The organism is Streptomyces sp. NPDC059900 (assembly GCF_050270335.1).
Classification (GTDB): domain Bacteria; phylum Actinomycetota; class Actinomycetes; order Streptomycetales; family Streptomycetaceae; genus Streptomyces.
On record NZ_JBNNJZ010000188.1, the window covers coordinates 1 to 14,064 of the forward strand.

Below are 14,064 nucleotides of genomic sequence, written 5' to 3' on the forward strand. Positions count from 1 at the left end.
GTCGTGCACATCGGCGGGGGCTTCCGTCGTGCGCAGGCGCAGAGTGATCCGGACCGGGCGGTCGCCGACGAACTCCTTGATGGTGCTGTGCTCGTCCAGCAACTCGACGATCCGCATCGCCTTCTCGACGTACCGGTCCGTCTGGTTCAGGTTGGTGAACTCGTAGTTGCCCAGCTTGAAGGTACGAAGGGTCGGTTCCGGCGCGGCAGGCGTCGCGTCCGACGAGGTGGTGGGAACGTCCGTGCTCGCGTCGTTGCCGGACAGCGTGCTCAGCTCGTACGCCTCCTCCTCCAGGAGGCCGGAGATGTCGCTGCCCGTCGGTGACGGGGGCAGCGGGATGGCTGCCGGGTCCTGCGGGGTCGGCGCGGGTGCCGGGGTGTGGAGGGTCAGGGGGACGAAGTCTCCGCCCCGGCGGCGGAGCCGGATGTGCCGGCTGCTGTCGCCGCCCGGGCCCGGGTAGGTGTGGGCGGTTCCGTTCTCCTCGATCAAAGTGACGGTGGTGCCGGTCGCGGTGGCGGCCCACTTCGCCACCGCACGGTCCGCTCCGGGGCCCCACGGGGCTTCGGCGAGGTGGCGGCGCAGGTGGCCGTCCCGGGCTTCCTGGCTCGGCGTCGGCGCGCCGGGGCGGACCCGCAGCGGCGGGGGCGTGAAGAGCGAGTCGTGCTCCGCCCGGTCGCCGGGCAGGTCGTTCATCCGCATCAGCTGGGCGGGCGTCACCTCGGCGCGGATGCGCAGCCGCGCCGCCTCCGCGCGGTCGAGGCCCGGCTGCTGCGCGGCCTGGCGCAATGCGGTGGACAACGCGCCGAAGAAGCCGTTGCCGCGGCCGGTGGGGGCGCCCTGGGTGTAGGTGGCGCCGTCGGGTGCGGTGAGGACGCCGTCGCGGGCGAGGCGGTAGCGCGGGCCGCTGCTGTCGGCGGGCGGCAGCCAGGGCGCGGTGGTATGGCTGCGGTGCGCGGGCGGCTTCGCGGAGTTCCCCGTATCCGTACCGGAACCGTCGGCGGTCGTCGTGCCCGGCAGCGCGGTGGCGACCGGGACCGGAGTGCCGGGCGGGAGCGCGGCGGAGAAGAAGCCGCCGGCGGCGAAGAGGACCGGGTCGGCGGCCGGGTCGACGGCGGCCGGGTCGGTGCGGTGCGGCAGGAAGAGCTGGTCGCGGCCCTCGCCGGTCACCACGGTGAGCGGCGTGCCGAGGACGCGGGCGGCGAGGGCGGGCAGCAGGTCGGCGCCCCCGTGGTCGCCCGCACGGCGCTCGGGGGTTGTGCCGTCCGGGGGCGGGGTGCCTTCCTGCTGCGGCTCGGCGGCGAACGGGCGGGACAGGGCCGCGACGGCGAGCGCCACCCGCTGCCCGGGAGTCGGCCAGTAGGTCTGCGGGAGCCTGCCGAAGGCGTCGAACTCGGCCTGCTGGGCGGGGGTGAACTTCACCCCGGCGGAGTTCAGTTCGTCCTGTGTGAAGGTGTCGGCGGCGTCCAGGGCGAGGGCGTCGAGCAGATCCTCGTTGCCGTCGTCGCCGAGGGCCCAGGCGAGGCGGTCGCGGGCGGCGCCGATGGCTTCGGCCGTGACCGCCGGGTCGCCGGGGGCGTGCGCGAACCGGTCGGCGAGGTCGGTGCCGAGCAGGTGGGGCAGGCGGCCTTGGTGGTCGGCGACGGCCAGCAGCGCGTGGAAGAACGAGGCGCCGTCGTGGGGCATGTCGTGCACCTCGCGCACCGTGGCACCGTCCGGCGAGGTGAGGGTGCGCGGGCCGGGGGCGGTGCCCTCGGTGCTGACGCCGTCGGTGATGACGTACGGCTCGGGTGCTTCGGACTGCCAGGCGGGCTTGGTGTACTTCTGCGGCTGGTCGGGCGCCGGTCCGGTGGCCGGGCCCTGGTGGTGGGCGGTGAGCCGGGAGGCGGCCAGGTGCAGCCGGTGGTGGTCCGCGGCGGCGGCAGTGGTGTGCTGCTCCCAGCGGTGGACCTCTTGGCGGGCGGTCTGCCAGGCGACGACGGCCGGTGACCAGATCACGTCCTGCGGAAGATCGGTGGGCGGGCCGGAGTTGTCGTCGCCGAGTGCGGTCTGCTCCTGCGCGCTCAGGTCGAGCCAGGTCTCGCGGGCGCGCGCGCGGGCGTCGTAGTAGCCCTTCTCGGCCGTGGCGAGGTCGGCCGCGGCCTTGGCCTGGTCGTCCCAGGCCGTGCGGGCCTCGGGGGTGAACGTGGTGTCGTCCAGGAGGCCGTAGTCGCGGGCGAGGTCCTCGCGCAGCCAGACCAGGGCGGTGGTCTCGGCCTCGGCGGCGCGCGGGCCGCGCTTGGCCTTGCCTAGCGCGTGCAGCGGGCGGCTGTCGGTGAACCGGTGGTCGACCTCGGCGACCGAGAGCCAGCTGACCGGCAGCGCGAAGAGCATGCTGCGGTCGGTGACGACCTTGACGTGGGTGCCAAGGGTGGTGTCCGCGGCACCCTTGAGCGTGGTGCCGTCGTTCGAGCCGCCGATCGGCACGGTGGCGCCCGGGTTGGTCACGCCGGCGTTGCTGGTGCCCGCCAGGGGTGCGGTGCCGACGGCGCCCTCGACGTTGTCGGTGATGCCCGCCTCCGACGCGTCGGAGGTCTTCGCCCGCTGCATGGCTTCCATGCGGGGCTTGTTCTCCACGGCGAGCAGTCGGGCGCCCTTGCGGTGCATCTTTGCGTAGAGGCGGGAATCGGCGGTGTGGGACTGGCCGAAGAGGTGCGAGGAGGCCTGTGTGGGCAGCGGGGTGCCGTTCGCGCCGAGCGCCTCGCGGAAGCCCGCGGTCAGGCCGACTTGGGTGGTGGCTTCCTCCTGGGCCTGGGCGGGCGCGGTGCCGATGCCGGTCAGCGGGGTGAGGCGGGCCATGCGCAGGCGCCCGGCGAGGACGTTGCCGGTGTGCCGCTGGCCGAGGTCGGTGTCGCCGAGGCCGTCGGCGCGCGCGGTGGCGAGGGTCAGGGCGTCCTGGACGTTGGCCGCGCCGCGGATGTCCACGGCGAGGATGCCGGAGCCGATCTGGTCGTCGAAGGGCAGTACGTCGGATTCGGTGCCGCCGCTGGAGGAGTCGCGCCAGGCCGCGATGCCGTCCGGCCGGGCCTGCTCGGCGGTCAGCATCCGCACCGCACGCTCGGGTTCCGGCACGTCCTGCTCGGTCAGCGCGTTGTCGGCACCGTCGCCGTCCGGGGTGAGCAGGCTCGCGGGGAGGATCTCGTTGAGGCTGCCGACGGGGGTGGCGTCGATGCGGGGGGCGAGCGGATCGCCGGTCGCGTCCGTCATGGTGACGGTCAGGGTGTAGCTGGTGACGATCTCGGCGTGCGCCTGGGTGGTGGCGATGTTCGGCATCGAGGTGGTGCCGGCGGTCTGGGTACGGGTGCTGGCGCGCTGCTTGGCCGCGGTGCCCTGGAGGGACGGATTGGCGATGAGGACGCCGCTGTCCGCGGCGCGCTCGCCGCCGCTGAGCGTGACGTCGGCGCCGCGGTCCTGGGAGGTGCTGTCGGCGTCGTCGCGGGCGGTGGTGCGGTAGTCCTCGAGCTCGAAACCGGTGCGCAGCCTGTCGACGGTGGTGGTGACCGGCGTCAGCTCGAACCGGAGTCGGCCGGGGCTGCCGCCGACCGGCAGGTGGAACGGGCTCGACCAGGTGCGGTAGCGCACCGGCAGGGTCATCCCGCCGGTCGTCAGCTCGTGCAGATGCGATTGGAGGAAGTCCGGGGAGAGCCGCTGAAGGGCCTGCTCGCGGTCGTGCGAGGGCACCCCGATCTTCGCCAGCTGTGCCGTCAGCTGCTGCGCCGCGCCGCTCGCGTCGAGTTGGCCGGTGGGGTGGGTGGGGAAGCGGCGGTCACGCAGGTACGGGGGCACCCGGTAGCCGCCGCCGAGGTTGTGCGGGGTGGTGGTGCCGAGGCCGTCCGGGGCGAGACCGGCCTCGATGACGTCCTGCATCGGCAGGTGGAACATCACCGCGTCGCGGATGCGGTGCAGCGCGGCGGCGGCCCGGCGCGGGGCGAGGCTGTCGCCGAGGCGCCCGGATATCCGCCCGGCGGCGGAGCTGATGCGGTCCCCGGCACGCGTGCCCACCGCGCCCATCGCGGCGGTCCAGCGGTCCCGTACCGCGACGGTCTCGGTGGCGTCGGCGACCACCAGGTACATGCGCCCGGCGAAGGCGAGGGTGGTGTTGCGGCCGCGGGTGAGGGTCTGCGCGACGCCGCGTCCCTTGCCCCACGCGTACTGCAGGGCCGTCGAGTAGGAGCCGACCACCGCTTGTTGGCCCGGCGCCTGCTTGAGCGGCATCTCGGTGCCCTGGAGGCCGAGGGTGGTGTGGCTGACGGTGCTCGCGCTGCCCAGGACGCGGTGCTCGTTGCCCACGGTGGATTCGAGGCTCGCGGGCTTCGGGTCGCTCTTGACCCGGAAATTGCCCAGTTCGCCGCGGACCGCTGCCTTGAGGTAGTGGGTGCGGAAGGGTCCGGCGCCGTTGAGTCCGGTGACGCGCGACCCGAACGGGCCCAGGTACTGGCCCAGTTGTCCGGCCACGCTCAGGTTCGCCATGGCCCGGCGCAGTGCGGTGCGGACCGGGGCGCCGGGCGCGCTGACGTGCCAGGAGGTGCCCGACGCCCGGTCGGCGGTGTCCTGCATGAGCTGCTGGCGGTGCGGGCCGCCCTCGGTACTGAGCACCACGTGCGGGACGCTCAGGAGCTTCCCGGTGAGCTGCCGGTCGGCCTCGGCCGTCCGTGCCAACGGGGTGACGCCGTCCAGGAGTTGGTCCGCTTCGACGGAAGAGAGATGGCGGGGCACGGGGGCTGTCGTCGTCGGTGTCGTACCGCCCGGCGGCGGATCGGCGGGCGCGTGGCGGTCGGAGCCGTGGGCGGACGGCACGGCGAGCTCGACCCGGCCGACGGTCTCGTTGCCACGGCCGAACAGCGGCTGCTCCTCGACCTTGCTGACGAAGACACCCGCGCCAAGGAGGCCGACCGAGACGAGCCTGGCCCAGCCGCGCGGGCGGCGGTGGCCCTCGAAGGAGGCACCCAACTCGACCCGGTAGCTGTAGAGGTCGGCGCCGGTCTGGAACATCAGATGGTCGTGGGTGACCGCGACCGTGTTCCGGGTCGCCTTCTGGTCGGTCCTTGCGTGCCGGACGCCGACCGCCACGCTGCCCGCCTGGCGCGGCAGGCCGACATCGGGCACCTTGTCGTGGTCGCGCGGCGAGACGCCGAGCTCGACACCGCCGGAGAGGGTGGTGGACGCCTGCTGCCCCTGCCCCGAGACCTCGGTGCCGATCACCGCGTTGCGCAGCGCGCGCTCGCTCATGGTGGTCTCGAACTTCCGGTCGGTGAGGCGCGCCCGCAGGATGAGCGTGTGGTGGCCGCGGCGCACCTTGCCGTCCTCGGTGAGGGTGACCGGCACTCCGGTGGTCGTCAGGTCGTCCAGGCTCTGCGCCAGGGTGGGACGGTTCAGCGCCTCGCGTACCTGGCGGTCGTTGTGCAGCGCCGTCCGCATCCGCCCGTCGCCGTACCAGAACTTGGCCAGGCGCGGGTGCCGCAGCATCATCGGCGGGACGAACAGCGACGGATGGGCGCGGTGCAAGGTGTCCAGGACGGAGTCCGCGAAGGCCCGCATGGGGTCTTGGGGGGCGGGTTGCGGGGCCTGCTCGGACTCGGACTCGGTCTGCGGGGACCGGGACTCGGTCTTCGGCTGGGACTCCGGCTGCGTCTCCGACTGTGGCTGCGACTCCGGCCGGACCGGAGCCTGCGGCTGGGTCGGCGGCCGTACGGGCCTGAAGCCCTCGGCGCGGACCTGGCCGCTCAAGTGCACCGGGTCCTCCCGGGAGAGGTACCACGGCACCGGCGGCTCGGCGTCCGGGTCGGGTCCCGTCTGGCCGGGCGTGCGGCTGTCCCAGCCCGCGAGGCGCCGCGCGTCCCGGGTGGAGATCCAGTCCAGGCTGACCACCCGGACGGGACGTGCCGCCGAGGGCAGCTCACCGGGCTTGCGCACCATCAGGGTGCGCTCCACCCGATAGAGGGCGACCGGGGTGTTGCGGAGGCGGCCGGTCGTCTTGCGGGCCGCGTCGGCGCCCAGGTAGTGCCCCCGCCCGGTGGTGAGGTCCGCGCGGACCAGCGGGCCGCCCTGGATGCGTACGTCGGTTTCGGGGCCGACGAGGGTGTAGTTGGGCCCCGAGGTCACCTGGAAGCCCAGTCGGGTGTCACGGACGTGACCGCGCTCGTTCTGGTAGGTGGTCTGGGTGAGCTCGCGCAGCTCCGCCTTGACCGACTCGGTGACCAGGGTCGCCCGGTGCGGCACCGAACGCTCCACGATCAGGTGTCCGAGGGGATGCTGCCCGCTGCCCCGGCTCAGCTCGGGCCCGGTGACCGGCCCGGAGAACCGGCCGAACAGGGCAAGGAGCCGACCCGGCCGGACGTACGAGACCAGCGTGCGGTGCGCCGAACTGCCCGGCCGTACACCGGAGATGGCCAGGGCCACATCCTCCGGCGGGTCCGTCAGGTGGAGCCCGGTGGTGTCGGTCATCCGCGGCTCGATCCCGTCCGGGAAGGTGAGCGTCTCGGGCGCCCGCCGCGGCCCGCTGTAGGGCACGGTCAGATCGTCCGGCAGCCGCCAGCTCAGCCCGTCGCGCATCGCGAACTCCGCGGCATGGACCTGCTCGCGCCGCCAACTGGGCTTCGTTTGAGTCGTGTTGTCCGGGCCGGTGGTCACCGGTGGCGCCTCGGTCACGCGGTGAACCCGTACCCGGTAGTGGACGTCGTCCAGGTGCAGGTGGGAGCCCTCGTGAGCGCGCCACTCGCTCTGGTTGTACGCCGCGGTCCCCTGCGCGTAGTCGGTCCTGCGGGTCCAGCCCAGCGAAACACCCAGCTTGAGAAGCCAGTTGAGCGGCGGGCCCATGCTCAGCCCGCCCGCGATCCGGCGCCCGAAGCCGACGCTGCGCCCGCCGCCCGTACCGGCCTGGCCGCGCCGCGCGGTGTCCAGGCGGACGGTGCCGCCGTCCACGTCGGAGAAGCGTTCCCACCGGTTGTACGGGATGGCCTCGACCGTCATCTCGTGGCCGACCCCGGACTTCTCGCGGCCCACGAAGCGCGCGCCGCGCGGTGCGGTGAAGGCACCAGGCTGCTCGGTCAGCAGGCGCAGCAGTTCCGCCTCGTCGAACTGGCTGCGCAGCTTGGCGGGCAGCTTGCCCAGGATCTCCCGGGCCGCCTGCTCGGGCGAGCGCAGGGTGGTCGTGCCCGGCCCGGTGAGCAGTCCGGCGGGCCCCTGCCGCACGGACCCGGCCGCCGGGTCGGTGTCCGGGCTGATCAGGACCGTGGGCAGTCGACTGCCGTCCTCGAAGGTGACGGTGGACGGCAGCGGGCCCGGCGGCCTGGCGTCCTGGCCCGTCAGCAGCCGGGCCGGCCGGTACCGGTCGAGCTGGGTCTCCAGCGGTACGGGGTCGCTCTGGTCGGGGGTTGCGGCGGGGTCGGAGACGTCTGTGGTCTCGGTGGTGGGGTCCGGGGTGATCGGGTCCGGGGTGATCGGAGCGGAGGTGGCCGGGTCCGGGGTGACCGGGGTGGGGGTGACCGGGGCCGGAGTGGTGGTCTTCAGGTTGGGATCCGGGGTCGGTTCCGGGTCCGGTACGGGGGTGAGCGGGGCCGCGGCCGGGATCAGCGCGTCGTAGTGGTCGGTGCCGTTGTACGCCAGGTGCACGGCGGGGCCGCGGGCGCCGGGGTTGAGGTTGTTGACGAGGGTGTGGCCCGGTGCCGCCCGGTCGGGCTGGACGAGCCGCAGGTCGAGGTCGAGGGTGTGCGCCAGGGCTTCCGGAAGCAGGTCGGCGAAGGGAGAGGCCCACAGCGCGGGGAGCTCGGCCGCCGCGGCGACGAGCCCCTTGGCACCGAGCCGCCTCGCGTCGGCGGGGGTGGGCGCCACATCGGCGAGGTGCGGGTAGTTGCTCTCCCGGATGATCCGCTGCCATGTGCCGGTGTCCCCGCCGGTGACGACGTCCTGCGCGATCCGGTTCCAGAGCCGGGTGATGCGACGCTGCTCGGCGGGGGTCCCAACCCCGGCGATGGCGCGCATCCGCAGGTCGTCCACCACGGCGAAGACCGGGTCCGGGATCGCGATGGCCACGGTGTCGCCCAGTTCGGACCCGGTGATCCGGTCGCTCAGCAGGCGGCGCACTCCCGCGACATTGCGGGCAGCCCAGGCCGGGGGCGTGTTCTGGCTGCGGGCGCTGTCGAGCAGCGACCGGAACAGACAGTTTCCGCCGCCCGGCGTTTCGAGCCGCCGCAAGGCAAGGCCGTCCGCGTGCACGGTGTCCGCGGTGCCGGGGGTGGCCTTGCTCAGGAGGGTCATGCCCTCGGCAAGGCTCTCCGGGCGGCTCGAAGCGGGTGCCAGATCGGGCCTGCGGCGGGCCAGTTCGGCGGTGTCCTCCGAGCTGAGGCCCAGCTCGGACAGCGGCAGCGGGGTGCTGGAGAGCGACCAGGTGATCTGCGCGGACGGCGCGTAGGCCAGGCCTCGTACGTCCTCCGGCGAGACCAGCGTGGTCGGCGGAAGTGCGGGCGGCGGCGGGGGCAGCAGGGCGTCGAGCGTGGTGTCGGGTCCCGCCGAGGTGCGCAACTCTGCTGCGGCGCCGAGGAATTCGGCGTACTGCTCGGTGGTGGGACCGGTCGACGGGTCGGGGGTGGTGCCGCCGGTGGCACCACCGTGGTCAATGACCATCCGGCGCAACAGATCCGGGGTCATACGGCCGTCGCCGTAACGCGCCGCGGTGTCGGGACTCAGCCAGCGCAGGCCGTCCACGTAGGCGAGCCCGGCGAGCAAATCGGCGTTCTGCGGCTGCTGTTCGGCGTCCGGACCGAAGGCGTCCCGCAGCGTGCGGATCTGCTGGAGCGTACGGGCCCGGGCGAAGGCATCGGCCGGTTCGGGGCCCGCGTGCAGGCCCGCCACACGCGCGAGGGCATCCAGGTCCGCGCCGCCGGGCTCCGGGGTGAAGAGCCGCCAGCTTCCCGGCCCGTCCGGACCCTCGGTGAGCACCGCGCGGACATCGCCGCTCCCGTCCCGCGCGGTGCCCACCTCGGTGGTGGGCGCGTACACCGGCCGCCCGGTGCGGTTGGCCACGTGCTGCGCCACCGGGAGTCCCGCGATCTCGGGCTGGCGTCCGGTCTCGCAGGAGAAGAGCACCAGCGGCCGGTCCTGATCGCCGTCCGCCGCCCAGGACTTGAGCACTTCGCCGAGCTGTACGCCGCTGACCTTCACGGCGGGGTGCCGTGCGTCGTCGGTGCCGAGCGTGACGGTACGGGGGGTGCCGTGCCCCGCGAAGTAGTCGGCGCCCCGTTGGGTGCCCGACCCGGGGAGCGCGGTCGGCGGGCCGGTGAACACCGTACGGCTGACGGGCGGAGCCCCTGCCGTCTCCGGGGCCGGAGGTACGGATGTGGTGCGCACCCCGCGGAAGGTGTCCTGGCCCAGTAGCTGGCGACGCCCCGCACTGTGCGCCGTACCGTCTTCGGCCGCACTCTGCGAGATGGTCAACGTCTGCACCGCGCGCCCCGGTTGGGGCTTGACGTTCGCATCGGGCACCCAGCGCCGCAGCTGCGCGACGGGCACGGTGTGCCCGTCCAGGGTGGTGACGACCGGCTCGCCCTCGGGCCGCGCGGGGGTGTTCGCGTCGCCGGAGATCTCGCCGCCGCCCGCGGGCCGCACGACGATCCGCCCCGTGGGCGGGAGCGATACGGGCGGTGTCGCCGGGGAGTTGTCCGGTGCGGTGGTGGCCGGCTGAGGAGGAGGCGGGGTGGTGGACGGCAGCGGCGGAGGCGGGGTGCCGCCGCTCCCGGCCCCTCGCCCACCCGTTGCGTCGCCGCTCCCGGGCCCGCGCCCGCCGGACATGTCGCCGTCGCCTCGGCCCGACTCAAGGTGCAGGTCGGTGGCCGGTTCGACCCAGGGGCGGGACAGGGTGGCGAGCTTGGCGGCGCCGGGGTCGGCAGGATCGACGGCGACGGCGGGGTTGCCGGATTCCTGGCCAACTCCGTTTTCGTGCGGTGTGGTTGGTGGCCCCGAGACCGTCTTCGGGCGGGCGTCCGGAGCGAGTCCGGTCTTTTCGCCGTCGGTCAGCACGGTGCTCTGTGTGGCGGGGTCGGATATCACGGAGGGCGCCGGGCCGAGGGCGTCGGCCAGCGGCAGCAGCACGTCCGCGCCGGGGAACGCGGTGTCCCGAGCAGCCGGGCTGCCGTCCGGCGTCACGGCGACCGGGGGCCCCGCGAGCGGGCGGACCCGGACCGGAGCGCCCGGCCCCTCACGCGTCAGCTCGGCGGCAGCGCGTACCGGGCGTCCCGCCCCGTCCTGCGCGACCGCGGGACCCAGCACGACGGCGCGGTCGACCCCGGCCCCGTCCAGCAGTTGCGCGGCCTCCGGCGCCCCCTCCCCCGGCGGCGCCACCTCCGAGACGACGACAGTCAACGGCGGAGACGTGGCCGTGTCGGCGTACGAGCCGGTGGTGCTCACCTTCGGCGGTGCGGTCGCGAGGTCCCCGTCCGGGGTGGGGGCATTCCCGGTGTCGCTCGAAGTGCTTCCGCTGCTGGCCGAGTTGACGGCCTCCGGGGAAGCGGTGATGTCCGGAGACGTGTCAGCACCCGGAGACGTACTGCTCTCCGGAGGGGTGACGGTTTCCGGCGGCGGGGAGGTCTGCGCGGCACCGTCGGCCGTGGTCTGCGAGCCGTCCGGGTTGCGGGCACCCGTCGGCTGAGTGGCAGAAGAGCTCTGGGTGCCTCCTCCGGCGAAGGTGCCGCTCGGCTGGGCCCCCGTGCTCGTACCGGTTCCCGAGCCGGTACCTGTCCCGGACGAGCCGGAATTGCCGGGGGCGTTGGAGGCAACGGGACCACCGACACCTTGCTCCGGCCCCGTCACCGTACGGCCGCCGTCCTGGCCGGCCGCTTCGTCGGGGGAGGTCTGGGTGTCCGGAGAGGTCTGAACGCCTGGAGAGGGCTGGGCGTCCGGAGAGCTCTGACCATCCGGGGAAGTCTGCACATCCGGAGAGCCCTGGACATTGCCGTCCGGGGCGCCCACGCCCGAACCCTCGGGAGCCGCCGCCACGGGCCCCGAACCCTCCGGAGCGGAATGGGTGAGCGGAGTGTCCGACGCGAGCGGGGTGTCCACCGTGACCGGAGTGTCCACCGTGACCGGCGTGCCGAAGCCGTCGAGGGCCCGGCGGACCTCGTCGACGTCCAGTTGGCCGCCTGCGGTGTTCCCCGCGGGCACCACCCGGACCTCGGGAACCTGCGACAGGTTGCCGTGCAGGCTGTCGCGTACGCCGATCTCGGTACTGCCGGGCGGCTGGGATCCACGCAGTTCGGCGAGGTCGTTCAGGGCTTGGTCGCGGACCTCGGCGGGACCGTTGTGGACCTGCTGCCACAGCTCGTTCTCCGCGGCGGTCACGGACAGCGGCGGGACCGGTGTGTGGGACGGCGGGGTCAGGACGGAGTATGGCGGCGGGGCCTCGGAGACGTAGGGCGGAGGCGACTGGCTGCCTGTGAAATCCCCCGGCCCGGAGCCCTGTTGCGTGGCCGGTGGGGACGAGTCGAGCGTCGATCCGTTACCGCCCGAGGTGCGCGAAGGGCCCTCGCCTCCCGAGGTGCGCGAGGGGCCGTCCGCACTCCCGGAGGCGTCACCGGAGCGCGAGGATCCCTCGGAGTCGGTGCTGCCGCTCGACACCGTCGGCGGCGGTTGGTTGCGCAAGTTGTCGATGACGTTGCGCAGTTCGGCGCCGGTGTTCAGCGCGCCGCCGGTGAGCGTCGACTCGACCTGGCTGCTGATGCCCGCACCGACGAAGGTGGACCAACTCGTGGACCAGTCGCCGTCGAAGGCGCCCTTGATCAGGATTTCCGCCAGCGCCTCACCCGCACCGGCGGCGACGAAGTCCGCCGTCCCCTTGATCCCGTAGTGCCCCGCCAGTGCGCCCGGCCGGTGGGAGAAGTTGTTCAGGAGGTAGTTGTTCCGCCACAGGTTGGGGTTGTTGAAGAAGGAGAGCGGATTGTTCGTGAGGTTCGGGCCGCCCCCGTGCGGGGTGGGGCCCGGGGTGTTGTTCGGGGTCGGCCCGGGTGTGGGGCCGGGGCTCGGGGTGGGGTTGGGGGTGGGGCTCGGGGTAGGGCTGGGGGTGGGTTCGGGGGTCGGCTTGGGGTTCGGCTTGGGGTTCGGGATGTCGTTCTTGGGACCGGGTCCCGGCGTGTTGGGGCCGCCCGGGCCGTTCTTGAATTCGTTGCCCGGGCCGTTCTTGAAGACGTTCTTGTCGTAGCTGTTGACGATGTTCTTCGCGAAGCCGTTGAAGATGCTGGTGAGGCCACCGGCGGCGGCGCCGAACGCCGCCGACTTGAGGATGTCGCTCCAGTCGAAGCCGTCGGGGCGGCGGCCGTCCGGGGCGAAGTTCATCATCGCGAGGCGCACCGCGAAGGTGGTGAAGGCTTCGGCGAACGCCTCGGTCAGCGAGGGCGCGATGTGCAGCCGCTGGAGCAGGTGGGTGAGCGTGGTGAGGATCATGAAGCGGCTGCGCAACTTGGCCATCATGATCTGGCTGGCGGACGCGCCGCCGGTGAAGAAGGACATCGCCAGGTAGATGGCGATCTCGATGAGCAGCCGGATGACCTCGGCGATGACCTGCCACTTGGACTCCATGATGTCCATGGAGGTCTTGCGCCGGCCTTCGGCGATCTTGTCGAGCTGATCGGCGAATTCGAGCAGGTAGTTCTTGCCGCCGTCGCCGGTGAGCGTGCCCATGGCCTTGGCGTAGGACTTCGACAGGTCGTCCGGCATGGACTCGGCGATGTCGTGGACCGACTTGTCGATGAGCGAGGACATCCTGTTGAGCTTGCGGCCCAGGCCGGAGTAGGGCATCCGGCTGTCGTAGGCGAGGTCCTCGTCGGCGTCGATGAGCTTCTCCCCGGTGAGGATGAAGATCATCGCGTTGACCTCGGGCGAGACCTGGATGCTCATCGCGGGCCGCCCTGATGCCCGCCCTCAGGGCAGGCCAGGGGGCCGCGCACAGACCACGAACCGACCGCTCCCGGCAGCGTGCTGCGGAAGCGGCCTGCGGTGCGGTGGTCGTCAGCGGCGTCCATGCCCGCCCGTGCCGGCGTCACCGTCAAGGCCGTTGGCCTCGAGCCGGTTCGTGCCCTGCTCGATGTCGTCGATGTTGCGGTCGCGGGTGTCCTTCACCATGCGGACCTGGCTGACCGTGGCGTCGGTGATGCTCGTCAGCGCGTCGCGGATGGACAGCATGGTGTCCTTGGTGGTCTGCCGCTCCTTCTGCTCCTGCGGCTTGGCCTTCTCGGCGAATTCACCGCTCGTACCGGGCCAGCTGACGGTGGGGGCCAGTTCGTCGAGGAACTCCTCGGTCATGCTCCTGGCCAGGGTGCCGATCTCCTCCAGCTGCCCTGCCAGCGCCTCGATGCGCTGCGGGTCGACGTAGTAGCGCTCGCCCATGGTCAGTTCTCCCCGTCCTCACCGATCGCGTCCCGCCAGGCGGGGGTGGGCTGGCTGCCGCGTGCCGTGTCCTCGCCGTCCTCGCGCAGTACCTCGGGGCCGAACATCTTCTCCCAGTCCAGTTCGAAGCCCTTCAGCTCGGGCACTTCGCTGCTGGGTTCGGTGAAGGGCGCCATCGCCTTCATCACGTGGCGGTTCATCTTCAGGCGCGCGGCGCTCGCCGCCTCCAGGACGCTGGCAGCCAGCTCCTGGGGCGACATGTCGCGGTACTTGTTCTCCAGGAACTCGATCCCGGTCAGCTCGCCCTGCGGGCCCACGGTGGCGCGAACGGCGCGGTCGGAGGAGAGCACGGCGAATGACGCCTGCCGCAGCTCGCGCTCGGTGCGCGCGACTGCTTCCTGGGCCGTCCGGAGTTCGGCCATCGCCTTCTCCAGACGCTTCTCCAGTGGTTCCATCTGGCCCGCGCCTCCCTTTGCTGCTGATCTGATCTTGCCTGGTGAGGGCTGTGTTGCGAAAGCCGGGGTCCGCAGCGCTGTCATCGCCCGATGACAGCCGGGGTCCCCGGCTCGGTCATCGACCGATGACCGCCGGGGTGCCGCCCTCCTCGGTTCCCCATACGTCGTCGTCCTCCTCCAGGTAGTCGGCGGAGGACGTGGC

The 14,064-nt window shown here is 73.0% G+C and carries 2 protein-coding genes and 1 pseudogene; all 3 read right to left on the reverse strand.

The window, feature by feature from the left end; all coding sequences use genetic code 11:
- Positions 1-12,918: pseudogene (locus ACQKIP_RS23365) on the reverse strand (lonely Cys domain-containing protein); the annotation flags it as partial.
- A 111-nt stretch (positions 12,919-13,029) separates the two neighbouring features.
- Positions 13,030-13,407 carry a hypothetical protein gene (locus tag ACQKIP_RS23370; RefSeq protein WP_361185907.1) on the reverse strand — a complete coding sequence of 126 codons (378 nt, stop codon included), beginning with the start codon at positions 13,405-13,407 and terminating at the stop codon, positions 13,030-13,032.
- 2 nt (positions 13,408-13,409) lie between these two features.
- Entirely contained in the window at positions 13,410-13,862 is a 453-nt protein-coding gene (locus ACQKIP_RS23375; RefSeq protein WP_365854868.1) for a YbaB/EbfC family nucleoid-associated protein, read from the reverse strand.
- Between the last annotated feature and the right edge of the window lie 202 nt (positions 13,863-14,064).